The sequence below is a fragment of the Buttiauxella sp. genome (assembly GCF_035271705.1).
GTDB lineage: Bacteria > Pseudomonadota > Gammaproteobacteria > Enterobacterales > Enterobacteriaceae > Buttiauxella.
This window is the reverse complement of sequence record NZ_DATERI010000140.1, coordinates 15522-41715: the sequence shown is the minus strand read 5'-3', so window position 1 is coordinate 41715 and position 26194 is coordinate 15522. Positions and strand designations below refer to the sequence as shown.

The following is a 26194-nucleotide window of genomic DNA, read 5'->3' as shown; positions in this document are numbered from 1 at the left end:
GAGTTTAGCGCGGTGGTGAAAACCATTAGCAGTAAATAGTTATACGGACGCGGGGTGGAGCAGCCTGGTAGCTCGTCGGGCTCATAACCCGAAGGTCGTCAGTTCAAATCTGGCCCCCGCAACCAACTAAGACGCTGAAGTTTAGCGCAATGATGAAAGTCATTTGGGTACTAAAGAAGTTTACGGACGCGGGGTGGAGCAGCCTGGTAGCTCGTCGGGCTCATAACCCGAAGGTCGTCAGTTCAAATCTGGCCCCCGCAACCAACATTTAAACACCTTAACGGGTGTTTTTTTGTTTTTGCACTTCTTAATTAAAGCCGCCACTACGTTGGTTCACTCACCCGATTCACTTACTACAGTAAGCTCATCGGGATTCGTTCATTTACCGCCTTGTGGCAACTTATATTACTCGGCAAAAAATCTTTTCAATTAACCTAATCTTGCCAGCCGCGAGCTATCCGCAAAATACGCTTTGATTCCCGCCAAAATAGATTCCGCCACTTCCTGCTGGAAGGACGCTGTACGCAGCTTTCGCTCTTCTTCAACATTACTCAAGAATGCCGTTTCCACCAAAATGGACGGAATATCTGGCGCTTTCAGCACCGCAAACCCTGCCTGATCGACGCTGTTTTTATGCAGCTTATTGACACGCCCCAATCGGGACAGCACTTCTTTGCCGAATTTCAGGCTATCGTTGATGGTCAATGACTGCACCATGTCGAACATCGTATGGTCGAGATAGCGATCGCCACTCTTATTCACCCCACCGATTAAGTCGGCGGCGTTCTGTGTTTGAGCGAGGAATTTCGCCGCAGTACTGGTCGCCCCTTTAGTTGAGAGCGCAAACACTGAAGAGCCTCGCGCCGCACCAGAAGTAAACGCATCCGCATGAATTGAAACAAACAAGTCAGCTCGTTGCTTTTGCGCTTTTGCGACCCTGACTTTTAACGGGATGAACACATCCTCGTTGCGCGTCATATAGGCTTTCATATTCGCTTCTTTATCAATAAGCGCTTTCAGGCGACGGGCGATTTGCAGCACAATGTCTTTTTCACGCGTCCTGTTCGGCCCAATCGCGCCGGGATCTTCCCCACCGTGGCCAGGATCTAGCATGATAACGATCGGTCGGTCACGACCCGCCTTGCCAGGCTTCGGCCCTTGTTCCGGCGAGGGCTGTCGATCTTTATCCAACTTACCGTTGTTGTAATCTTCCAGTAATGCCAGCAGTGGATCTTGCTCGCTGTTCATATTGGCCGGATAGAGATCTATCACCAGGCGTTCTTTGAATTCAGCCACCGGAGCCAGCGCAAACAGGTGCGGTGTGACGTCCTGCTTAAGTTCAAAAACCATACGCACAGTTTGAGGATCAAACTGACCCACACGTGCCGACTTAATGAATGGATCGTCGCCACGAATCTGGGCGCCGACACCTTTCAATACTGAATTTAAATTCACACCTTCTATGTCGACAACCACCCGTTCAGGATTGCTTAACGTAAACTGCCGGTATTTAAGCTCCCTGTTCGATTCCAGTGTGACTCGCGTGTAAGACGACGCGGGCCAGACACGCACCGCCACCACCAGGCTTGAGGCCGCAAGGCCAACCTGGCTAACACTTAATAGCCACATAGCGCCCGCGCCCTTTAGTAAGCGGCGACGACTAATTAATGAACTGGAATGTGACATAGCTCTCCTGAGCGGTGTGTTTCCGTGAACCGAATAACCAATTTTATTTTTTGAGCCGAAAACTTTATCGAATCAGGCTTAGACTGTCACTCATAAAAGGGTAAACATTCGCAATCAAGCACCTGGAGACAGCGACACAGAAATTTTTGCTTTGTGGCAATTGCTGCTTGCACCAGGAGCAATAAAAGAATAAAAATACACAAATTACGAATAATCATGCAACGAGGGCTTGCCGTGGTGAAGGAACGTAGAACCGAACTGGTACAGGGATTCCGCCATTCTGTTCCCTATATAAATGCCCATCGGGGAAAAACGTTTGTCATTATGCTTGGCGGCGAAGCCATTGAACACGAGAACTTTTCCAGTATCGTCAGCGATATTGGGCTGTTGCACAGCCTGGGGATTCGTTTGGTCGTGGTGTATGGCGCACGCCCGCAGATTGATGCCAATCTGGCTTCGCATAATCATGAACCTATCTATCACAAACATACGCGTGTCACCGATGCGAAAACCCTTGAGCTGGTTAAACAAGCCGCCGGTTTATTGCAGTTGGATATTACTGCGCGTTTGTCCATGAGCCTTGGCAACACTCCGTTGCAAGGGGCGCATATCAACGTCGTCAGCGGTAACTTTATTATCGCGCAACCGTTGGGTGTGGATGATGGTGTGGATTATTGCCACAGTGGCCGTGTTCGTCGTATCGACGAAGAAGCTATTCACCGCCAGCTTGATAACGGGGCGATTGTGTTGATGGGGCCGGTTGCGGTTTCCGTCACAGGTGAAAGCTTTAATCTCACCTCAGAAGAAATTGCCACGCAATTGGCCGTCAAACTGAAAGCTGAAAAAATGATTGGCTTCTGCTCTTCCCAGGGTGTTATCGACGATAACGACAATATCGTTTCGGAACTCTTTCCTAACGATGCGCAAAAACGCATTGAAGATCTGGAAGAAACGGGTGATTACCATTCTGGTACTGTGCGTTTTCTACGAGGTGCGCTCAAAGCCTGCCGTAGCGGCGTGCGTCGCAGCCATTTGATCAGCTATCAAGAAGACGGTGCGCTATTGCAGGAATTGTTCTCTCGCGATGGCATCGGTACGCAAATCGTGATGGAGAGTGCGGAGCAAATTCGTCGCGCCACGATTAACGATATTGGCGGCATCTTAGAGCTCATTCGCCCGCTGGAACAGCAAGGGATCCTGGTGCGTCGCTCGCGGGAGCAATTGGAAATGGAGATCGACAAGTTCACCATTATCCAGCGCGACAACCTGACCATCGCTTGTGCTGCGCTGTATCCGTTCCTGGAAGAAGGGATTGGTGAAATGGCCTGTGTTGCGGTTCATCCTGACTATCGCAGTTCATCACGCGGTGAAGTATTGCTGCAACGCATTGCTACGCAGGCGCGGCAAATGGGGCTGAGTAAGCTGTTTGTCCTGACAACCCGTAGCATTCACTGGTTCCAGGAACGTGGCTTTATGCCAGTCGATGTCGAACTGCTGCCGGAAAGCAAAAAAGAGATGTACAACTATCAGCGCCGCTCAAAAGTGCTGATGGCAGACTTAGCGTAATCCAAAACTAGCCCCTGTCGGGGCTAGTTAAAACTTTCCATCAAGCCACTACGGCGCTCCGTTTTTGTCACAATCGCCTTTTCAAACACGCGATCATCGGCATACAGAGACAACCTACTGCGTGCACGAGTGATCGCGGTATAGACCAACTCACGCGTCACCACAGCAGTGTATTGATTTGGCAGCACCAGTGCGGCGTGTTCGAATTCAGAGCCCTGCGATTTATGCACTGTCATGGCGAAGGCGGTGTCATGCCCGGGTAAACGACTCGGTTGCACAGATTTGATGGTGCCATCAGGCATCGGGAACCAAACGCGCAGCCCCTCACCTGTGTCCAACGCAATCCCGATATCCCCGTTGAACAACCCCAACGAACTGTCGTTACGGGAAATCATAATTGGCCTGCCGTTATACCAGCGCGATACCGTCGGGTTTGGCCGTTCAATCAATCGTTTTTGAACCAGCCCCAGTTCAATGCGGGTATTCAGACCGCTAACGCCAAACGGTCCATCCCGCAGCGCGCACAGCAACTGATAGCGCCCGAAGGCCTCAAGAATAGCGGCGGGTTCTGCGTGATTGCGTATTAACTCCAGATAGGGACGATAACCGTCCACTGCGTCAGCAATCATCAGCGCATAATCTTCGCTCTCACGCAGTGGCTGTTTCGAAATATCACTAAAGCCCTGGGAAAAGACCCCTCTGGCCTGTTTCACATCGCTGGCGTTGACGGCAAATGCCAATTGCCCGATGCCGGACTTGCTATCAAAACGGTAGCTTTTTTGCAGCAAACATAACCCATCGCGCAGCACACTCGCCTGATGTCCTTCCCCCGCAAGCAGTGAATAGCCCGTCAGTCGACTTAACTCCACCGCTCTTGCAGGCGAGTAGCCATGTGTCACGTAATGGCAAATGTCCCCAAGCACCGCCCCCGCTTCCACTGATGCCAGCTGATCGCGATCACCGAGAAAAATAACCCGTGCGTGCGGTGGTAAAGCGTGAATTAACTTCGCCATCATCGGTAAATCGACCATCGAGGCTTCGTCTACCACCAACACATCAAGATGCAACAGATTCCCGGCGTGATAGCGCAGGCGTTGGCTATTGGGCTGTGCGCCCAATAAACGGTGCAAGGTGCAGGCGTCGTTTGGCAATGCCGCTTTCTGCGCGTCATCCAGCGGTAAACGGCGTAATGCTGAACCCAGTGATTCCGTAAGCCGCGCCGCCGCTTTACCTGTCGGGGCGGCCAATTGAATCCGCAAAGGTGTCGTATCGGTGAGTTGAACCAGTGCGGCGAGCAACTTCGCCACCGTCGTTGTTTTACCTGTTCCCGGCCCACCAGAAATCACCGAAATGCGTCGCGTCAGCGCTACGGCTGCCGCAACCTTTTGCCAGTCGGTATCAGCCATCGGTTCAAAAAGCTGATTCAGCACGCTGATAACCTGCGCTTCGTCGAGAGGTATAGCCCGATTTTCCTCACCAAAAAATCGCGCAACCGACAGTTCGTTTTGCCACATCCGATTGAGATACAACCGTTCGCCAATCAGCTTCAACGGCGTGGCACCTTCATGCTCACTCACCGCATCAGAAGCCAGCAGCACTTCACGCCAGCCGGATTTTACTGAAGCCTCGGCAAACAGTTGTTCTGCCAAATCGGGCTGCCGCCCGGCAAAACAGAATTCCGGTATTAAACGTGACAGAGGAATGCACACATGGCCTTCACCAGCATCATGGCTGACTAATGCGGCCGCCAGCATGACGGCGGGTTGCTCATCACCAGTAATCATCATGGCGAACTGCGCATCCAGAGCACGTAACAATTTCTGCTCTACCGCTTGCTGTAACAGCTCAGACATTTTCATGGCGCAACCTCGTCCGTTTGTTCCGCAACACCCGTTTTCAAGGCAAAGAGTGCGTCCATTTTCGCAATCAACTGTTCATCAGGACGCGTGGCAAATATTCCCTGTGACGAACCGTTACTTTCAACACCGCGCAAGAAAAGGTAGATGACACCACCGAAATGAGTTTGGTAGTCATAATCAGCAATACGGTGGCGTAAATAACGGTGCAGCGCCAATGTATACAGTTGATATTGCAGATCATAACGATGAGATTGCATTGCCGCGGCCATGGCTTCCTGAGTGTAGGCGCTGCTGTCTTCACCTAACCAGTTCGATTTGTAATCCAGCAGGTAATAACGCCCTTGCCAGCGGAACACCAGGTCGATAAAGCCTTTCAGCATGCCGCGTACTTGTTTGAAGTTTAACGGTGGGCAACCTGCCGATAGCGGATCATATTCACGCATTAAGTTGTCCAATTGCACGGCCTGTAAATCACTCTCAATTGGCAGATAAAACTCCAGTTCGACCTGTTTATCCTTAGGCGTTAACTGGCTGAGGGACACACCGGTTTCATTCAACGGAGCCTGTAAAATTGTCCGCAACCATTCCTTTAATATCGGCTGCCACTCCTCGCCAAACCCAGGTGCATCCAATTGCTCGGCAATCCACGTGTCGTTAAGTGGCTGAGTAAAATCAATACCTTCAAATAGGCTATGGAGGAATGTGCCCGGTCCGGCCCCTCGTGGGAAGGTGTGCGGAGTGAGTAAAGACTCACTTTGTACCGGTGCAACACCTGCGGCATCCACATCCAGTCGAGGTAATAAATCCAGCGCTTGGCTACTGCCATGCTGTTGCAACCCAGAATAACTGGTCACTCGCCAGTTATCGGCAACGTGGCGTTTCATCATTCGGGCGCTAAGTTGCGCAAGTTCAGCACTCACCGGTTGCCAGGGCGTGAAATCCTCAGACTTTGGTACTTCAATGCTAATCGACTCGCTCGCCAGCTCTTGCAAGCAAGCCTGTAGACCCGCCGCATCTTTCGCTTCCCCTTTTTGCAGAAGATAGCCCAATGCTCCGAGATGCAGGTCACTGGCGCCTTTTTTGGCACGATTCCCTTTAAACAATGGGGCAACACCGAGGCTGCAATGCCAGATAGAACGAGTCAGAGCCACATACAACAAGCGTAAATCTTCGGCCAGGCGTTCTTCTTCGGCGAGGCTCAGGCTCTCAGCATCGTCGCTTAAATCCAGCAACGGCGAGAATGTTGAACGGTCGTGATACAAACCGCTGTTTTGCGCCCGATAGTTAGCAATGAATGGCAGCCAAACCAACGGGTATTCCAGCCCTTTTGATTTGTGAATAGTGACAACCTGGACCAAATGCCTGTCACTTTCGAGGCGTAATTGTTGGCTGTATGCGTTGCTGTCTGGTTCAGCAACTTGCTGCGCCAACCAACGGACCAGCGCATGCTCGCTGTCAGTCTGTGAAGCTTCTTCTTGTAGCAATTCGCTGATGTGCAGAATATCGGTCAGACGGCGCTCGCCGCCCGGCGTGGCCAACAGGTTTTCAGCTATCTGGCGACGGGCAATAAGTGCACGCAGCATCGGCATCACGCCCCGACGCAGCCAAATGTGTCGATATTCTGAAAACTCCTCGACCAGTTGATCCCAGGCATTTTCATCTTCGTTAAGCGCTTCAATCATGCGGGCATCAAGACCCAACATGCTGGTCGCGACCGCACTGCGCAGCGCGTTTTCAATTTCTGGAGCCAACACAGCCTGCAAAATCCATAAAATTTCGCGCGCTTCCGGCGTGGCAAATACCGAGTCGCGGTTTGAAAGATACACCGACGGAATGTTCAGGCTCGCCAGGGCTTCGCGCACAATGGAAGCCTCACCACGGCTACGTACCAGAATGGTGATATCTGACGACTGTACGGGCCGTGATTCTTCCCCTTTCCACAGCAAAGCGTCACCGCGCTGCCCGGCACTCAACCAGTCGCGGATCTGCTGCGCACACTGTATGGCCATGGTTTGTTGGTAATCACTTACTCCGCAGCCATCGCCCGATTGCGCCCAGAATGACATCGCGGCCTGATTTTTACCTTTGAGGGTAAAACGCAGGCCGCTGTTTTTTGTGGCAGCTTTCACCGCTAAGAAAGGAATTTGCTGGAATAAGAAGGGATTACCCAATTGCTGGAACAGGTTATTGACGCTGCTTATCATCCCAGGAGATGAGCGCCAATTGGTATCCAGCGTGTAGTGGGCACTAACCTCATGACGCGCTTTCATATAGGTAAAAATGTCCGCGCCACGGAATGCGTAAATCGCCTGCTTTGGATCACCGATGAGCAAGAGCGCAGTGTCAGGCTGATTCATATATAGACGCCTGAAGATACGATATTGCTGAGGATCGGTGTCCTGGAATTCATCAATCATCGCTGCAGGGAAACGGCCACGAATGGCGGCGGCTAGTGCATCACCACCGGGTTTATGCAGAGCTTCATCCAGGCGAGCCAGCATATCGTCAAAACCCAGCTCGCCACGGCGACGTTTTTCCTGCTGCACGGTGTAGCGGATTTCAGCCATCGCGCGGGCAATCACTAAATCACGCAGCGTCAGTGGTTCGCCTAATAGCGAGTTAATCGCTCTGAATACCGGATGCTGTGGCGGCGGTCCTTCTTTCGTTTTCTCATCCAACATTGATTGAGAGAAACGCTCGAGTTGCTCGGGCAATTTATATGTCGTGGTTTCTGTTTGTGCCCAAGTACCGACAATATTCAACCAGTTAGGTAGGTTTTTACTGCTGTAACTGCGCCTGTCAATTTTCGCCTCACTGAGAATGTTCGCAATGTCGTCCGCACAGGCACGCCATTGCGCTTTCACATCTTCAATCGCTGTGATGATCTTTTGATGACGTGCGAGCAGCGTTTCATCATCGGCAGGGGGTTGCTTCAGGACTGGCTGCTCACCTTGCAGCCAGTTGTTGATATCCCTGAGCAATTCATCAGGCCCTGCCCATTCCTCGGCCATAACTTGCGCTACAGGCTTGGGCAGAGGGTAACAATGGCGGCGCCAAAAATCGGCACAAGCATGGCGACGTAACAGCGACTCATCTTCAATAAGCTGTTGCTCGAACAACATGCCTGATTCAAAGGCGTTCAGGCTGAGCATCCTTTGGCAAAAGCCATGGATGGTAAAAATGGCCGCTTCGTCCATTTGCTGTTCAGCAAGACGCAGAATTCGAGCGGCCTGGTGAAGGTCGGGGATCTCAGCCAACAAGTTTTGGAACAGGGGATTATCAGTACGATTGCGCACGCAGGCGATACGCAATTCATGAATGTTGGCGCGAATGCGGCCACGGAGTTCTTCGGTCGCAGCCTGAGTAAAAGTTACGACCAGTAATTCTTCAACGGAGAGTGGGCGGGGATGGGCATTTTTACCTCCCAAACCAAGCAGCAAACGTAAATAAAGAGCCGCGATGGTAAATGTCTTTCCGGTACCGGCAGAAGCTTCAATCAGTCGCTCCCCTGTCAAAGGTAAATTTAGGGGGTCAAGAGGCTGCGTGGTTCCGGTCATTATTTACCTTTCGTCTTTCAAGTTGCAGGTGTGTTGGCTACTCTCATTCACCCAAATCACTTAGTTTACTAAGCTCATTGGGACTCATTCACTTGCCGCCTTCCTGCAACTTGAAATCCGCCATATCTTTGTTGCAGGTGTGTTGGCGACACATTATCACCCATTGACTGAATCAAATCAGCCAATGGGTGAATTCCATTGCCGTCGCCTGCCTGTCACTCAAACTACTTAGGGTCCACGAGCGGCAATGATTGTTGCAGTCCACTGACTTCCTTCCAGGTTTTCCACCCTTCAGGAGCGGCGTACTCTACCTTGCCATTGTTGCTACCCGCAATTTGCGAAAGAACAGCCATTCCTTGCGGTTCAATCACAGCCTGATGGAAGAAATCAGCCAGTTTTTGTGGGGTCAGCTTTTTAATTTCGGCGATGACTTTATCACGTGAATCAAAGTCCAGGTTCCCGCGATCGAAATCTTTGCTCAGTTGCGACGCTTCCTGCGCTAAGGTTTGCGGTGCCTGCATAATTTCACTGATCATGCCCTGCTGCATTTGCGCAAAATCTTCGGCACTCATGCTACGCAGCTTTTGTTCAGCCGTTGGGTAAAACGCCTTAAAGCGTTGATACAAGTAGGCGGGTTGTTTGTCATTGCTTTGCAGCAAGAAACCAATCCCCCACTGACGCCCAACTGACATCGGGAAGGAAAATACCGCATAACCCAACTGCTCTTGAGTACGTAACTGGTTGTAAAACCACGGCTGAATAATTTGCCCTAACATTGAGCTATAAGCGGTACTCACGATTTCATCAAAACCTTTCGGTACGTAAACCGCAGCCAGTGCTGAATCCGTGCTGCTACCCGCTTTTTCGAACATCACTAAATGTTGCTTATCCACCAGCACATCTTTATTACGGCACCATTCATTTCCTTTAGTACCAAGCTGGTTTTGTACGTTATGCGCCAGCTCTTTTGCCCGCTGAGGAGACATGTTACCCAGCACTAAAAACTCCGGTTTAGCATTGGTTTTTAACACTTCGCGGTAATCAAGCACATCTTTTAAGGTCAGTTCTGGCAATAGCGCACGGCGTACTTCGCGTTGGAAATAAGGCACCTGCGACACCATTTGTATTGGCATTATCGCCTGATCGTAAGCTTTGCCTTTGTCTGCAGAATCCATCATTTGGGCATACCACGACTTCGCCTGATCCAGCTGTTCCTGGGTCGGTGTATAGGAGAAGTAGCCCTTCAACAGCGCTTCAAAGAGTTGCGGCAAACGTTGGGTATAACCATTGGCATTAACCATCAAGCCGCTATTAGCGTTGGTTGAAAAACCAATTCCCCCGACGGAAGCCTGGTTGCTTAACTCATCAAGCGCAATACCTGCCAAATAGTCATTCAGGGCAAATAGCACTTGGTTTTTCGCGCTGTCCATCGCCTGCGGATTACGCAGCACCATCGTCACATTTGCTTTAGGTTCGCTGGAAAAATAGTGACTTGGCATATACAGGACGCGTAAACCCGGCTCTTTTACCAACAACTCAGGATGCGTGTAGGTTTTTTCTGGTTTAACCAACGTAAAGTCATCAGGGATGTACGGGTTCAACTGAGGCAATCCCAGCTTAATTGCCGCTGCTTTTTGCTGCCAGTCGTTGAACATTTCTGGGGTAATTTTATCGACCTGGTAAGGCGCTTCAACAAAATAAGCCGTTTTGTTATGGGGCTCTTTCGGGCTGATATACCAGATGCGGGCATTCTGCGGCGTCATCATATCCAACCGAGCTTTGATAGCTGCCGGATCGTATTGATCGGCAATATTCACAAAGTCCAGTGTATGTTCAACCGGCACGCGCAGCATGGTGTCGGCTAACCATTCAACGTAATCCATATTGCGGTTAATCGACGGATAACGGAAATCGAGATCCAGCACATGGGCGAGTTCATCGAAGTAACTTTTATCGACACCATTTTCACGCAACTTATTCAAATAGCTGAAAATAGCCGCGACGACTTCGTCACGTTGGGCGAGTCCTTTATCAGTCAATGACACTGAAATGGCGAACACGCCGCTATTTCCATTAACAAGTGGATCGGAATCAGCACGAATGCTGTCTGCGAGGCCTTGCTTTTGTAACCAATCAGAAAGGGTATCGTTGCTACGGTTGCCAATCAAATAGCCAAGCAATTCATCCGTTTTGCTGCGGAATTTATCGCTATTGTTGTCGATGCGGAATTCAACTCGCACCACTTTGCGCGGCAATGCTGGCACGTAGTGAATCACTATGCCTTTTTGCGCGTCAGTCACAACAGGTACGTCAATGGCTGGCTTTTCGATATTTTTATTCGGCACCCGCCCATAGGTTTCCACCGCAATCTTTGCCAATTCAGGTAATGGCTTATTGCTGTAAATAACCGCTTTCATCAGGTTCGCGGAATAGTATTTATCACGGAAAGCCACCAGCGCATCCAGCAATTTACTGCCAGGTTTGTCGCGCAGAGTTTCCAGATTACCGCCCGAAAAACGTGAGCCTGGGTGAGCTGGGTTGATAGTCTCTGCACTGACCTGCGCCATACGCATACCGTCACGGGAACGCGCTAAAGTCAGCTCGGCGTTAACCGCATTGCGTTCACGTTCGGCATATTCAGGGGCGAGATTTGGCTCAGCGAGAGCATCTGACAAACGGTCGACCGCACCTTCCAGTGCATCGTTTTCCACTTCAAGGTAGAACGCGGTGCGATAAGTTGCAGTGCTGGCGTTATGGCTGCCACCATGCTTTTTGAGATACTCCGACAGGCTATCCGGTTCAGGATACTTTTTAGACCCCATCAGCGTCATATGTTCAAGGTAGTGAGCCAGGCCAAGATGGTCGTCGGGATCTTCTAAAGATCCAACCGGAACAACCAATGCCGACAATGACTTAACAGCTTGCGGATCAGAGACCAGCAGGACCGTCATACCGTTATCAAGACGTACAGCCTGATATTGACGATTGTCTTTCTCACTTTTACGGATAGTTTCCTGGATGGGTTGCCAACCCGTGTCTGCCTGACTTAATGGTGCCCAAAGAGCGACTAACAAGAAAAGCGGTTTCAACCAGGTGCTGCATTTAGGCATTCACGAACCTCATAATCACGAAACTTCCTATACCCTGAGAACGTCAAGTTGCAGAGTGTGGCTGCAACTTGACGTTCTCAGGGTATAGCTCACTCATCATTAACAAATTTCAAACAATTTTGTTATTATTACTGATGCTTTTTTCGCCAATCCTGAGCAAGTTGCGCATCATAGATGAACCGACCGGATTGTGCAATTTTTATACTAATCTTTAAGCTTTGTTGAAACGATACAAAGGCAGTAAGTAACGCTCAGCCTCGGTGATGATAGCTTCGTAATAGTCAGGATCCAGCGTTCGATACAGGCGTTGTAGCCACATATCAGCCCCTTCACCGTCGACTCTCTGATTCCCTTCCCAGGCCGCCAATAGCTTACTTTTGGCTTTCTGCTGCGTTTGTTCATCCCATAAAATGGCATCATTCGCTGGTTCGTAACAGGCTTTTATCCACGCCCCCCCACTTATTGGGAGCAGGAGAAGAGGTTGTACTAATCCATTCCGATAACCATCAATAAGTTGCTGGAGATAGTTTTTTGCCTGTTCAGCGTCAAGGGCTGGGAATTTCCACTCGGTTGAATCACGCCCGTAGAGACGGCTTTCACCCCTTCCCCCCATCGCACACCAAACCACATGCTCAATCCACAATTGCAAACCATGTGCAGAGTTGAGAATTGAAGGCCGCCAGCGCAGCAGGCCATCTTCCTGCACATCCGACAACCAACCTTCCAGACTTGTTCCATCAATGAGCAACGACACTTCCTGGCTATTACCATTCTGTCGCTCGGCTCTCACTTTTTGCGCCAGTTCTTCCATTTCTGTTAGCTGGCTTTCCCATAAAATTTCACCGAAAGCGCCATACGGTAAGATACCCGCAGCTCGATAACGGCGGAATAACTGCTGGGAGTCACCTTCCTGCACCAGGGTATTCAGCAATTCCTGATTCATCTGGAACCGTTCGAGGCTATCTAAAGTGAAAGGTTCCGCATCAGGGAGGTCAGTTTCTTCAAGACGGAAATTGATACCTAAACTCATCTGGAAAAAGGCACGAACCGGATGTCGCCAGAAACGTTGTAATTGATCCAACGTAATGACGTTCTGCTTATCTTCCTGCAAGGGTTGAATGAACGGAACCTGTGGATTCCCTAGCCCGCTTGCGGCTGGCAGCCATTCCCTGGCGTAACTTTGTGCCGTTATGCCAGGGATAAAATTCCCCGCTTCAAATGGGGTGCGATTATGTTGTTGAACCAAATATTTTTTCACACGCTCGCTGCTTTCATCACAGGTTTGTTCTGAGTCCTGGGGCAAACAATGGCTCTGTGCGATGTAATCCAGCAGTTCGTCAACCAATACGGAAGGATAGCGCTGGCTGTTATCCTGAATAGAACGCCCGATATAACTGATATAGAAGCGTATTTGTGCTGAGTTAAGCGCCTCAAGGAACAAGTACCGATCGTCATCCCGGCGGCTACGGTCGCCACGTTGGGGTTTCTCGCTCATTAAATCAAACCCGAGAGGGGCCAATGCGCGTGGGTAAACGCCATCATTCATGCCAAGCAAGCAAACGACTTTGAACGGGATGGAACGCATCGGCATCAGGGTGCAGAAGTTGACAGGCCCTGCCAGGAAACGTTGGCTGATACGCTCTTGATCCAACCGCTGCGCCAGCTCCTCACGCAATAAAATTAAGGAGATATTCTCCTGATAACGTGACTCGAGGCCATATTTAATGATGTCTTGCCACTGTTGTTCAATCAGCGCCAACGCACCTTCGGTTTCCGTATCAGGCAGGAAGAAGCTCGCCAACATATCACGGCAAACGGTAGTCCATTCGGCCAATGGACGCGCCACAGAGAGTTCGCGACGCCAATTGTTCAGCTGCATTAACAACTCGGCGAGTTGCCCTACAAGCTCAGCGATTAAACCGCTCGATTCATCATAAGGAAGGATCGACTGCCACTCTCCTGCCTGGCTATCCATTGCATAGCCCAGCAACATGCGAGTTAAACCAAAGCGCCAGGTATGCTGCCCGGTAGCGGGAAGATCCAATTCACGGACGTTGTCGTCATCAATACCCCAACGGATCCCCGATTCATTGACCCACAGGCGTAGGTAGCGCAGCCCTTCTTCATTAATGGAGAAGCGAGCCGCCAGTGCGGGAACTTCAAGCAGAGCAAGAACATCCTGCGCGGCAAAGCGGCTATCAGGCAGTGAGAGTAAGGAGATAAATGCTTGTAAAGCTGGGTGAGCTTGTCTTGCACGCCGGTCAGAAATCGCAAACGGCAGCCGACGTTCACCTACGGCATTGCCGAATACAGCCTGGATAAACGGACTGTAGCTGTCGATATCTGCCACCATCACGATGATGTCGCGCGGGGTGAGCGTGGGGTCGGCATCCAACATCGCCAACAATTGATCGTGCAGCACTTCGACTTCGCGTTGAGGACTATGGCACTCATGGAAGGTGACGGAATGATCTTCCGGTGAAAGTACACGTTTATTGTGGCTGTGCTCAAACTCTTCCAGGGTAAGCCCCGTCACCGCATTGTTTTGTAACTCAAGCAAATCGAACTGCAAATTGCGCAGTAAATTATTGGGTTCGATATCAACGAAAACGTCAATTTCTTCGAATTGTTGCAGTTCGGCCAATAAGAACGTGTAGTCACGCCCTAATTTCCCCCATGAAGCCAGTAAAGGGTTGCCAATATCTTGCTCACCCTCGTCATTGAACAGTGAAGAGGCAGTATTGCCGTCTTTAAATAGCGGAAATGTAATGTCTTCCTGAGCATGTTTACGTCGGCGGCGGTTGATTAACCGAGCAAGATAAGACGGGTCTTTAATATCGCCCCAGTAGTAACGGCAAGGGTTGGTAAACAGTAAGTGCACATCAATGTGTTTACCCAGTGCTTGCAGCGCCTGAAGGTAAACCGGTGGTAGTGCTGAAATCCCACAAATAAAGACGCGGGAAGGCAAACCTTGCGGACATGTGCTGCTAGATTCAAGGGTTTTAATAAAGCGCTGATACAGATTTGCACGGTGCCATTCAGGCTGCCCAAGTTCTTGCGTATGACGAACCAGTGCCGCCCATAGCGGAGCCTGCCACAATTGGGCTTCGCCCACATTGTCGACAAGTTCACCCTTTTCCCACAGGCTTAGCCAATCTGGACGATAAACTAAATACTGGTCATAAAGGTCAGCAATTCTTGAGGCGAGTTGTGAGAGTTTTCGGCCGTTTTCATCTTCTTCAAGATATTGATTGAGCAAAGCAAATTCAGGCTGTTCTAACATGGTCGGGATGAGCGTCATTAACTTCCAGCTCATGCTTTGTTTATTGAACGCACTTTGCTCCGGGATATCCGGCAGCACACGCACAAACATATCCCATATAAAGCTCGCCGGAAGCGGGAAACTGATGTTGGCGGCGATACCGAATTTTTGCGCCAGCGTCATTTGTAGCCATTGCGCCATACCAGTACTTTGTACCAATACCACTTCGGGCTCGAAGGGATCTGGCAAGGGTCGCTGTTCCACAATAAATTCCATAATTGCTTCAAGCACATCCAGCTGGTTGGAATGGTAAACACGCAACATAGAATCGCTACTCCTGACTTTTCTCTTTCTGCAGGCAATGTAACCGTGACAACTGCCCAGTTCGCCCTGCCGGACTCTTAATCGTAACATCGATGCTGACACATCCAGCCACCGATGTCTGCTGCCGACTGACTTTCCATTCATCAGCAGGTAAAGGGGATTCGGGTTCACTCATTTCCACCGCAAGCCGCCAAAGTTGCCGAAATTGCCACTGAGACTGAAAACCCTGCTGTAAAACCCGGTGATAGCCAAGCAGAGCCAACATCACCACCGAAAACAATGCCATAGCACAAAGCACTTCAACCAGGCTAAATCCACGCTGCGATGGTTTCACTGGGGAAGCTGACATTGTGACACCTCAGTAAAAGGGCAAAAATCCAGCCAGCCATGTGCCGCGGATGACCACTGCGAGTTAACCAGAGTCCCCCATTCCCAAAGAATCAGCGGCATTTTTTGCCCCGATACCATACCGAATGCCGCCATAACAGCTTCATTGTTCTCAACCACCCGCACACAACTTTTCCAGCCTTTTCCTGGCTGCTGCTGGCACTGCCAGGATTGCTGAGATTGCTGGGATTGCTGGGATTGCTGAGATTGCCACGATAACTGGCCTCCCCAAGCCTGAGCGGAAACAGCACTGATATATTGTTTAAGGAAACCCACTTCACTGGCCACCAGAAATCGTTGATGGCTTAACTGCTGCTGTAATCCGCTCAACATTAAGGTCCCCAAAGCGAACAGCAACAACACAAACCCAAGGGTGATATTTCCCCGCTCCAATGGCCTGCTCACAGGTTATATCCCACTACAGTATGGCGCAGTGACACCGGGTTTTGACCATTTTTAGAGCCCCCAGACAGGTCGATAATCAACAAGGGTGACATGCCATGGCGCGCCAAACGGGTCACCATAAATTTCTCTACGACCAACATGGCAGGGTCAGATAATTTCTCCCAACCACCGCCTTCGCAACGAGTCGCTCCACGCGAAGCTTCAAGATCGGTACCGTTCAACCGAAAGCCTGTTTGCTCTGTTTCAGTATGGCTGGAAGGTTCCCAGCGACCGTTGCTGTTGTTATCCCATTGCAACAAAACGCATTCCCCACCTTTGCTCAACACCAGTCCTTGCCCTGAGCAGTTTCCGTGGCAATAGCCTGCACGCTGTAACTGTTTTCCCAAACTGAACGCTAATTGCCACAACGATTCTTGCACTGTTTCTTTCTGATACTGCTGCAACACAGCACGTTGAAGAACCGGAAATAATCGACCTGCACCCAGCAGAACCATGCTACTTAATGCCATCGCGATGAGCGTTTCAAGTAAAGTAAATCCTTGCTGGTTTAACTGCATTTGTTACTCCCGATAACCTCACAAACACGGATTCGTCCCTGAACTGAGAGCACCACGCGCCATTTTCCTGCCGCACTTTGCAACGTGATATGGCCCGGCCAGGCGGTATTTCTAAGACCGTAAAATCCTAGTCCTGCCGTTGCCTCGGTAATATCGACATCTGCAAAAGGTTGAATCAACCTCCAGCGCCCTTCAGACAAACATCGGTTTGCTTCAATTAGCTTGCTGGATAGGCACCACGTTTTCCCGGGGCGATTCACCGCGAGCAAATGGTCACGATTATGCCAATTGGCATCGCTGCGAAGCTGTTCGAGAAAATGACGAATATGTTGGGTGGTAATCCACATTCGCTGCTGTTGCTGCCATTGTTGCCAGCCATACACACCCCCTGCGCTAAGCGTTGCGACAATAACCATCACCACCATCATTTCTATCAAGCTAAATCCATGTTGTTTTGTCTTCATGGCGGCAGTGTGCCAGCCACCAAATTCTTCGCTACTGAAGAAGGTTGGATTCTCGGGATGTCTCGAAGGAAAGTTGTGCTGTTGCTGAATGTTTCAGAAGTGCTGGAAGGAGACTCGCAACACCATAACGCGAGCAAAAAAAACCGGCGCACAAGTGGCACCGGTTATGGCAGGCTGTCACACGTTAGATAGCGACAGGGGCTTTGATTGCTGGATGAGGATCGTAGCCTTCAATTTCGAAATCATCGAAATGATAGTCAAACAGGGACTCAGGTTTACGTTTGATAACCAGTTTTGGTAAAGCACGGGGTTCACGCGTTAACTGCAAACGCGTTTGCTCCAGGTGGTTACTGTACAAATGAGTATCGCCACCCGTCCAGACAAAGTCACCCACTTCCAGAGAGCACTGTTGCGCCATCATATGCACCAGTAACGCATAGCTGGCGATATTAAACGGCAGGCCAAGGAAGATGTCACACGAACGCTGGTAAAGCTGGCAAGAAAGCTTGCCGTCAGCCACGTAGAACTGGAAGAACGCATGGCACGGAGCTAAAGCCATTTTATCCAGTTCACCCACATTCCACGCCGAAACAATAATGCGGCGCGAATCTGGATCATTTTTAAGCTGGTTAATCACCGTGGTTAACTGATCGATGTAACGACCATCAGGGGTTGCCCAGGAGCGCCACTGTTTGCCATAAACTGGGCCAAGATCGCCATTTTCATCTGCCCATTCGTCCCAAATTGAGACATTGTTTTCGTGCAGGTATGCGACGTTGGTATCCCCTTTCAGGAACCACAGCAGTTCATGAATGATGGAGCGTAAATGGCAGCGCTTAGTGGTCACCAGAGGGAAACCATCTTGCAAATTGAAGCGCATCTGATGACCGAAAATCGACAGCGTACCCGTACCCGTACGGTCATTTTTTGGTGTGCCGTTTTCCAACACATGTTTCATCAAATCAAGATATTGTTGCATGTTTCCTCACGAAAGCTGTTGCTGTGGGCGACGACGATACGCCCAAACCATCATAATCACACCGGCCACAATCATCGGAATCGAGAGGATTTGCCCCATGCTGATGTACTGTACCCACTCACCGGTAAACTGTGAATCCGGCTGGCGGAAGAATTCAACGATGATACGGAAAGCGCCATAGCCAATCATGAACAGGCCGGAAACAGCCCCCATTGGACGTGGCTTACGGATATACAGGTTAAGGATGATGAACAGTACGATACCTTCCAGAACCATTTCGTAAAGCTGAGAAGGATGACGTGGCAAGACACCGTAGGCGTTAAACAACGACTGCCATTCAGGGTGCGTCGCCAACAGGCTGATATCTTCACCGCGCGAACCCGGGAACAGCATCGCCCACTGGGAGTTAGGATCAACACGGCCCCACAACTCACCATTGATGAAGTTACCAAGACGACCGGCACCCAAGCCAAATGGAATCAGTGGTGCAATGAAATCAGCAACCTGGAAGAAGGAGCGATGAGTTCGACGCGCGAACCAGATCATCACGCAGATAACCCCCACCAGCCCACCGTGGAAGGACATACCGCCATCCCAGACTCTAAACAGGTATAGTGGATCAGCAAGGAAAGAAGGCAGGTTGTAGAAGAATACATAACCAAGACGCCCGCCGAGGAATACACCCAGGAAGCCGGCATACAGCAGGTTTTCGACTTCGTCTTTCGTCCAACCGCTGCCTGGTTTTTTGGCACGACGACCGGCAAGCCACATGGCAAACACGAAGCCGACCAGGTACATGACTCCGTACCAGTGCAAAGAGACTGGCCCAATGGAAAAAATCACCGGGTCAAATTCAGGGAAATGCAGATAGCCACTATTCATCTGTCACCACAAACCATTGTTACCCCATCGAAAGTCGACGATGGGTTGCAAGTACGCATCTGTGCGAATGCGCTCCGAAAGCAGCGGATCATAGCACAAAGGGCTCAGGGGTTAAGTCGCGGAAGTTGTAAAAGATATGTAATAACGAAGGTGGAAATGAAATGACGAGTGCCTTAGCACCTTTCCAGTAGGCGTTATTGTTACAGGCATTTGAACACGGACAGCGCGCAACAACCGCAGCGTACACGTAGTACGTGAGGATTGTGAGCACTGCCCAGCTTCAAAATGACAAATGAAATAGCCTAATGGAATAGGTACTAGCGTCCGCCGCGAATCAAACCGCCCATACCACGACGCTCCATGAAGGACGCGACTTGATGGCGCACTTCTGTCGCTAGCTGCGCTTCAAGGCTCCGCTGTGCCAGTATTTGCACTTCATCCAGACTAATGTGGCGCAGCAAATATTTAACACGCGCCACTGAACGGCCGTTCATCGACAAATGGCGATAGCCCAAACCAATGAGCAGCGCAACGCACATTGGGTCGCCCGCCATTTCACCGCAAAGGCAGAGATCGATACCGTTACGTTCAGCTTCTTTAGCAATATGATTCAATGCGCGCAGCATCGCTGGGTGCAGGCTGTCATAGAGGCTTGCAACGCGGGTGTTGTTACGGTCGACTGCCAGTAAATATTGCGTTAAGTCATTAGTGCCGACAGAGATGAAGTCAACGCGACTGGCAAGATGCCCCAACATGAACACCATGGATGGGACTTCAACCATTATGCCAATACGTAGTTTGGGTAACTCGTAGCCGAGCACTTCTTCTACTTCGCGCCCAGCGCGGTCTATCAGCCGACGCGCTTCGTCTATCTCGTCGATGCTGGTGATCATCGGCAGCAGAATGCTCAGGTTGCCAGTGGCGGCATTTGCACGCAGCATGGCGCGCACCTGCACCAGGAAAATCTCGGGTTGGTCAAGCGTGATACGGATCCCACGCCAGCCAAGACATGGGTTTTCTTCACTGATTGGCATGTACGGCAGTTGTTTATCCGCGCCAACATCGAGCGTTCGCAGCGTGACGGGCTTTTCGTTAAACATCTGCAACATGCCCTGGTACTGGGCGACCTGCTCTTCTTCCGATGGGAAACCACTTTGCAGCATGAAGGGGATTTCGGTGCGATACAAACCGATGCCATCAATGCGGCTGCCAAGCAGTTGTTCATGTTCTGGGCTTAAACCCGCGTTCAACATCACCTGCACACGCTCACCGCTTTTCAGCGCAGCGGGGCTATCAACGCCATCCTCGACCAGGCGGCTAAGTTCGTTCTCTTCGGTAATAAGCCGCTGGTATTCCTGCAACAGAACCGCTTCCGGATCAACCAGCAATTCACCACGGTAGCCATCCACAATTAAAGTACGGCGATGTAGCACCGAAGGTTGGATGTCCGCCCCCATAACCGTTGGGATACCCAACGCACGCACCATAATCGCTGCGTGTGAGTTCGCCGCACCATCGCGCACCACCACCCCAACCAGGCGGTTTTGCGGCAGTTCGGCAAGGGTCGTCGCGGATAATTCATCCGCCACCAACACGAAGCGTTCAGGCCAGGTGTTTGGGCTCTGGATGGTGTCATCAAGATGGAATAACAGGCGTTGGCCGAGGGTACGTAAATCGCCTGCACGTTCTTTTAAATAGTTGTCCGTGAGGCTTGCGAATTGCTCAGCAAACTTTTCGATAACTTTTTTAACCGCCCATTCCGCCACCGAGCCTTTATCCACTTCTTCGAATAATTCTCGACGAAGACGAGCATCGGTTAACAGGTGCGAATAGAGGTCAAAGATAGCCGCAGTTTCTTTCTGGGCTCCCGCCGCAAAACGTTTGCTGTAACGACGAAACTCGTTGGACGCTTCTTCAAGTGCTGCAGTAAGACGTTCCCGCTCAAGTATGGTATCAAGTGTCGACGCTTCAAACACTTGCTCCATTAACGGGAGCGTTGAGTCCATCCACCCTTCAGCAATCGCAACACCAGGCGATGCAGGCAATGCCCGAATACGCGTCTGACGAAACTGGCCAAATAAGGCGGCTAACTGTGATTGAGAGAGGATGGCTGCCATTTGTGTGGCGAGCGTGACGAGGAAGGACTCCTCGCTTTCATCATATTGTCGGTGCTCACGTTGTTGCACCACCAGCACGCCCAGCAACTGGCGTCGCTGGATGATTGGCACCCCAAGGAAGGCTCGAAAACGTTCCTCTTTTACTGCTGGAACATATTTAAAGCTGGGGTGCTTTTGCGCATCGGCAAGGTTTATCGGTTCTGCAAGACGGCCAACTAACCCGACGATGCCTTCATCAAATGCGAGTGTGACGGTGCGACCACGCGGCTTTTTAAGGCCGCGCGTTGCCATCAAGTAAAAACAACGTCGATCATGATCTGCGAGATAAACCGAGCATACCTCGGTGTCCATCGCAAGGCAGATATCTGTAACCAGAATGTCCAGCGCCTCATTGAGGCGCGGAGCACTGGCAACCTTCTCGACTATTTCTCGCAAACGGGTGAGCATTTTTGCGTGACTTAACCTCTTTTACGTCGCCAAGCAGGCGCGCTATTACGTGGTGGCGTAACTTCCTGCAGCGGCATTACAACGCTTGCAAACTCTTTCATCACCCGACGATAAACATCGCGTTTAAAGGAGACAACCTGACGAACCGGATACCAATAGCTAACCCAGCGCCATCCATCAAACTCTGGGGTACTGCTGGTTTGCATATTGATATCGTTATCGCTACTGATCAACTGCAAGAGAAACCATTTTTGTTTCTGGCCGATACAAACCGGCTTTGTGTCCCAACGCACCAAACGTTTAGGTAACTTGTAACGTAACCAATTTCGGGTCGAGGCGAGTATTCGGACATCTTTTCGCTGTAAACCCACTTCCTCGAAAAGCTCCCGGTACATTGCCTGTTCCGGGGATTCGCCAGGATTGATGCCACCTTGCGGAAACTGCCAGGAATGTTGACCAAAACGCCTGGCCCACATCACTTGACCCTGCCGATTACAAATTACGATACCAACATTCGGGCGGTAGCCATCATCATCGATCACCGGACTACCTCAAAACAAACTTAGATTAGGGCGATTGTTTCATACAAGCGCTAGACGGTAAACCACTGTGTAACGGTTGCCAGAAGGAATAACAATTGAATAACTCACAAAATATGACCGAGTTATAAACATTAGGCCGTTTGGAGCAGGGAGTTTATTCACTTTTTCTGTGGATATAACTGTGAAGAACTACCTAATACTCTCGGGACAACTTAGGATAACTCTAAAACCCCGCCACAACTCATAAATAAAATACTCAATACTTTCAATTAAATAAAGAGTTAATAATGACTTTTGAACTCGGTAGTGTGATGATCGTCACATACCAGGATCTCTCATTGATGAAAGATCGACCAATGACGTTTTTATCCACAGATTGTGCCAACAAGTTAGTCACAAACTGGTGAAAAAATGGGTTTTACCCCCCAGTCAAGGCTGTAAATCGAACCAGTAGTGAGCTTTTTTATCAGTTATCCCATTTTTCTGTGGATAACCCGGTGTAAGATCCTGTTCATTGCCGGTGACCAGAATGGGAAAAGGTTTTTGCCCAATTGAAAATTGAGAATTTTTGGCGATAAAAATGATTCAAAATCAGTACATTGTCATTCTTATCCCCGACACGCTAAACTATTTCCATCTTGTGGGCAAACCACGTTCGTTTTTTAACCGATCAGCAGTCAGGCACAATGGAAGCACTTCGTCCTTTACTTACCCCTCCAGAAAACGAACAGATCTTACTGGCTCAAGCCCAGAAACTGGCTGGCTATACGCTGGGTGAATTAGCGGCGTTAGCCAATTTACCGATCCCAAAAGATCTTAAACGCGACAAAGGTTGGATCGGCGTTTTGCTCGAATTGTGGCTAGGAGCCAGCGCCGGAAGCAAACCCGAGCAAGATTTCGCCGCGTTGGGTATCGAGTTAAAAACGATCCCTGTTGATAGAACGGGTCGCCCACTGGAAACCACCTTTGTCTGTGTCGCCCCGCTTACGGGCAATACTGGGGTGATTTGGGAAACCAGCCATGTGCGCCACAAGTTAAAACGTGTGCTGTGGATCCCTGTTGAAGGGGAGCGGCAAATACCGCTGGCTGAAAGACATATAGGCTCACCGTTACTTTGGGCACCTTCGGCAGCAGAAGAGCGTCAGTTGCGTATGGACTGGGAAGAGTTGATGGATTTAATTGTGCTGGGCCAGGTCGAACGCATTACTGCCCGCCATGGGGAAGTGTTGCAGTTACGCCCGAAAGCCGCCAACAGCAAAGCGCTAACCGATGCAATCGGTGCCGATGGCGCACCCATCCTGACGTTGCCTCGCGGTTTTTACCTGAAAAAGAACTTTACGGCTGCTCTGCTGGCTAATCATTTCTTGTTGTAGATTCATTTAACTTGCACCCAGCTACTGACTGACGTTTATAATTGGCGTTTTATAAATTTCAGGCAGGATTTTTTAATGTTGTTTGCATGGATTACCGATCCTAATGCGTGGATGGCGCTGGGTACTCTGACGATTCTGGAAATCGTTCTGGGTATCGACAATATCATTTTTCTCTCGTTAATCGTGGCGAAGCTTCCTATCGCTCAACAGGCCAAAGCTCGACGCCTGGGGCTGGGTGCCGCAATGATTATGCGTCTGGTTCTGCTGGCGTCTATCGCCTGGATGACGCACTTAGTCAAACCCCTGTTTAGCGTGTTGGGCAATGAACTCTCTGCCCGAGACCTGATTTTGCTGTTGGGTGGCGTGTTCTTAATCTGGAAGGCGAGCAAAGAGGTTCACGAATCCATCGAAGGTCAAGAAGAAGGGATAAAAACCAACGTTCACTCTTTCTTTGGCGCCATCGTGCAAATCATGCTGCTGGATATTATTTTCAGCCTCGATTCAGTGATTACCGCCGTCGGCCTGTCTGATCATCTTTTCATCATGATGGCAGCGGTAGTGATTGCGGTGATGGTGATGATGTTTGCCGCAAAACCGATTGGCGATTTCGTTGAACGTCATCCGTCGGTGAAAATGTTAGCACTAGCATTCCTGCTGCTGGTCGGCTTTACGCTGATGCTTGAAAGCTTCGATATTCATGTGCCGAAAGGTTACATCTACTTTGCGATGTTCTTCTCAATCGCCGTAGAAACATTGAACCTGATTCGCAACAAAAAGAACCCGCTGTAACCTACACAGGGGAAGCTTTCTCGTTTCCCCTCTGTTTCTTTTAAGAATTTACTGCTTATCATCTTCATCAAGCCGAGTTATTACTAGACTGTATATGTCATTCCATACCACACGAGGCGAATAACAATGAAAAAATGGGCAGTTCTTATTTCCGCGGTCGGTCTGGCATTTGCGGTTTCCGGCTGTAGCAGTGATTACGTAATGGCGACCAAAGATGGCCGTATGATCCTGACCGACGGTAAACCCAAAGTCGATGACGACACAGGCTTAGTCAGCTATCGCGATCAGCAAGGCAACGAGATGCAGATTAATCGCGATGATGTTTCACAAATCATTGAACGCTAGGGTTCCCTTCATCTTTCAAGCTGCAGATGCGTTGGCTGCTCTCGCTCACCCGACAAATCTGCCGGGAGCAGATTTGAACGCCGTTACCAGCGTCCCGAAGGGGTGAAGTCCATGGATGGGACGAATAATCACTTACCAGAGTAAGCTCATCGGGATTGACTCGTTTGCCGCCTTCCTGAAGTTTGAAATATATTGGGCACCAGACGCGCAGCGCCTCGCTGGCCTGTAATACTTTTTCTTCGCTTACCCTCTTCCGCTTTTGCCTCCGCTCTGCCATGTTTATACCCGTCATACTTCAAGCTGCATCATTGTTGGCTACGTTTATTCACCCGAATCACTTACTTATGTAAGCTCATCGGGATTCATTATCTTGCCGCCGCGATGCAGCTCGGATTATTTTGGGTATTAGTCCATTTTTTGTCGGGCACGTGCCTGACCGATTAGTCAGAAGAATAAGGAAAGCGGCTATGCAATATCACCGTATCCCCCACAGCTCTCTTGAAATAAGTACGCTAGGGCTGGGAACCATGACGTTTGGTGAGCAAAACAGCGAAGCCGACGCGCATGCACAGCTTGATTACGCCGTCCAGCAGGGCGTTAACCTCATTGATGTTGCTGAAATGTACCCCGTCCCGCCACGTCCGGAGACACAAGGGCTAACCGAAACTTATGTCGGCAACTGGCTACAAAAGCGTGCGAATCGCGAGAAGCTGATTATTGCCAGCAAAGTCAGCGGCCCAAGCCGCAATAACGACGCAGGCATTCGCCCTAATCAGATACTGGATCGCAGAAATATTCGTGATGCCCTGGATGCCAGCCTGAAACGTCTGCAAACCGACTATATCGATCTCTATCAAGTTCACTGGCCGCAACGCGCCACTAACTGTTTTGGCAAACTGGGTTATACGTGGACCGATAACGCCGTCCCGGTCACGCTGCTTGAAACCCTTGAAGCACTGACTGAGTTCCAGCGCGCTGGGAAAATTCGTTACATCGGTGTTTCCAACGAAACGCCATGGGGCGTAATGCGTTATCTGCAATTAGCAGAAAAGCATGATTTACCGCGTATCGTCACCATCCAGAACCCGTACAGTCTAGTGAACCGCAGCTTTGAGGTGGGGCTGGCGGAAATCACTCAGCGCGAAGGTGTGGAGTTGCTGGCCTATTCTTGCCTGGCGTTCGGTACTCTGACCGGTAAATATCTCAACGGAGCCAAACCTGCTGGTGCGCGCAACACATTGTTTAGCCGTTTCACGCGCTATAGCGGTGAACAAGCTCAACATGCGGTCGCCGCTTATGTCGATATTGCCAAGCGACATAATCTCGACCCAGCACAAATGGCGTTGGCGTTTGTTCGTCGCCAGCCATTTGTCGCCAGCACGCTGTTAGGTGCCACCACACTGGAGCAGTTGAAAACTAACCTTGAAAGCTTGCATCTGGATTTGAGCGAAGAGGTGCTTGAAGAATTGGAAGCAGTGAACCGCGTTTATACCTACCCGGCACCTTGATATATCAATCCCCTCTCCTTGAAGGAGAGGGGAAT

18 protein-coding genes and 2 tRNA genes are annotated in these 26194 nt (G+C 50.2%); 7 read left to right on the top strand and 13 right to left on the bottom strand.

All coding sequences use genetic code 11. The annotated features are described in order from the left end of the window. Positions 1-48 precede the first annotated feature (48 nt). Positions 49-125, top strand: a tRNA-Met gene (locus VJY99_RS13125). Between the two features lie 62 nt (positions 126-187). After that, positions 188-264, top strand: a tRNA-Met gene (locus VJY99_RS13120). 165 nt (positions 265-429) lie between these two features. Here VJY99_RS13120 and amiC read toward each other — a convergent pair. After that, positions 430-1686: an N-acetylmuramoyl-L-alanine amidase AmiC gene (gene amiC, locus VJY99_RS13115; RefSeq protein WP_324119114.1), complete on the bottom strand. Its 1257-nt coding sequence runs from the start codon at positions 1684-1686 to the stop codon at positions 430-432. A 234-nt stretch (positions 1687-1920) separates the two neighbouring features. Between amiC and argA the strand changes: the two genes are divergently transcribed. After that, positions 1921-3252: an amino-acid N-acetyltransferase gene (gene argA / locus VJY99_RS13110; RefSeq protein ID WP_324119118.1), complete on the top strand. Its 1332-nt coding sequence runs from the start codon at positions 1921-1923 to the stop codon at positions 3250-3252. Between the two features lie 23 nt (positions 3253-3275). Here the strand turns inward: argA and recD are convergent, their stop codons facing one another. The 12 genes from recD to rppH all read right to left on the bottom strand — a co-directional run bounded on the left by recD (position 3276) and on the right by rppH (position 22144). After that, positions 3276-5111 (bottom strand): exodeoxyribonuclease V subunit alpha, encoded by a 1836-nt coding sequence (recD, locus tag VJY99_RS13105; RefSeq protein ID WP_324119112.1) that lies wholly within the window; start codon positions 5109-5111, stop codon positions 3276-3278. Continuing rightward, on the bottom strand, positions 5108-8668 hold the full coding sequence (gene recB, locus VJY99_RS13100) for an exodeoxyribonuclease V subunit beta (RefSeq protein ID WP_324119110.1): 3561 nt from the start codon (positions 8666-8668) through the stop codon (positions 5108-5110). Before recB ends, recD begins: the two co-directional genes overlap by 4 nt. Positions 8669-8892: 224 nt before the next feature. Beyond that, complete coding sequence (ptrA, locus tag VJY99_RS13095; protein ID WP_324119108.1) at positions 8893-11778, bottom strand: pitrilysin; 2886 nt, start codon at positions 11776-11778, stop codon at positions 8893-8895. A gap of 211 nt (positions 11779-11989) precedes the next feature. After that, positions 11990-15364 carry an exodeoxyribonuclease V subunit gamma gene (gene recC, locus VJY99_RS13090; RefSeq protein ID WP_324119106.1) on the bottom strand — a complete coding sequence of 1125 codons (3375 nt, stop codon included), beginning with the start codon at positions 15362-15364 and terminating at the stop codon, positions 11990-11992. 7 nt (positions 15365-15371) lie between these two features. Continuing rightward, the gene (locus tag VJY99_RS13085) at positions 15372-15713 is read right to left on the bottom strand and encodes a prepilin-type N-terminal cleavage/methylation domain-containing protein (RefSeq protein WP_324119104.1); all 342 of its coding nucleotides are present in this window, start codon (positions 15711-15713) and stop codon (positions 15372-15374) included. After that, a complete protein-coding gene (locus tag VJY99_RS13080) occupies positions 15695-16084 on the bottom strand; it encodes a DUF2509 family protein (RefSeq protein WP_324119102.1) in 390 nt (129 codons plus the stop codon). Before VJY99_RS13080 ends, VJY99_RS13085 begins: the two co-directional genes overlap by 19 nt. A gap of 68 nt (positions 16085-16152) precedes the next feature. Further along, the gene (locus tag VJY99_RS13075; RefSeq protein ID WP_324119100.1) at positions 16153-16713 is read right to left on the bottom strand and encodes a prepilin peptidase-dependent protein; all 561 of its coding nucleotides are present in this window, start codon (positions 16711-16713) and stop codon (positions 16153-16155) included. After that, positions 16704-17177 (bottom strand): prepilin peptidase-dependent protein, encoded by a 474-nt coding sequence (locus VJY99_RS13070; RefSeq protein WP_324119098.1) that lies wholly within the window; start codon positions 17175-17177, stop codon positions 16704-16706. Before VJY99_RS13070 ends, VJY99_RS13075 begins: the two co-directional genes overlap by 10 nt. 184 nt (positions 17178-17361) lie before the next feature. Beyond that, on the bottom strand, positions 17362-18156 hold the full coding sequence (gene thyA / locus VJY99_RS13065; protein WP_324119096.1) for a thymidylate synthase: 795 nt from the start codon (positions 18154-18156) through the stop codon (positions 17362-17364). Between the two features lie 6 nt (positions 18157-18162). Further along, the gene (gene lgt, locus VJY99_RS13060) at positions 18163-19038 is read right to left on the bottom strand and encodes a prolipoprotein diacylglyceryl transferase (RefSeq protein ID WP_324119094.1); all 876 of its coding nucleotides are present in this window, start codon (positions 19036-19038) and stop codon (positions 18163-18165) included. Positions 19039-19355: 317 nt separating this feature from the next. Then, positions 19356-21602, bottom strand: coding sequence for a phosphoenolpyruvate--protein phosphotransferase (gene ptsP / locus VJY99_RS13055; protein WP_324119092.1), 2247 nt, complete (start codon positions 21600-21602; stop codon positions 19356-19358). An 11-nt stretch (positions 21603-21613) separates the two neighbouring features. Then, positions 21614-22144: an RNA pyrophosphohydrolase gene (gene rppH, locus VJY99_RS13050; protein WP_324119090.1), complete on the bottom strand. Its 531-nt coding sequence runs from the start codon at positions 22142-22144 to the stop codon at positions 21614-21616. Positions 22145-22830: 686 nt separating this feature from the next. On the opposite strand from rppH, the gene mutH reads away from it, so the two are divergent. The 4 genes from mutH (at position 22831) to VJY99_RS13030 (ending at position 26159) form a co-directional block, all read left to right on the top strand. Next, complete coding sequence (gene mutH / locus VJY99_RS13045) at positions 22831-23517, top strand: DNA mismatch repair endonuclease MutH (protein WP_324119088.1); 687 nt, start codon at positions 22831-22833, stop codon at positions 23515-23517. A gap of 75 nt (positions 23518-23592) precedes the next feature. Continuing rightward, entirely contained in the window at positions 23593-24306 is a 714-nt protein-coding gene (locus tag VJY99_RS13040; RefSeq protein ID WP_324119086.1) for a TerC family protein, read from the top strand. 126 nt (positions 24307-24432) lie between these two features. Continuing rightward, positions 24433-24651, top strand: a complete 219-nt coding sequence (locus VJY99_RS13035; protein WP_064543789.1) for a YgdI/YgdR family lipoprotein — start codon at positions 24433-24435, stop codon at positions 24649-24651. 467 nt (positions 24652-25118) lie between these two features. Further along, a complete protein-coding gene (locus tag VJY99_RS13030; RefSeq protein WP_324119084.1) occupies positions 25119-26159 on the top strand; it encodes an NADP(H)-dependent aldo-keto reductase in 1041 nt (346 codons plus the stop codon). Positions 26160-26194 lie beyond the last annotated feature (35 nt).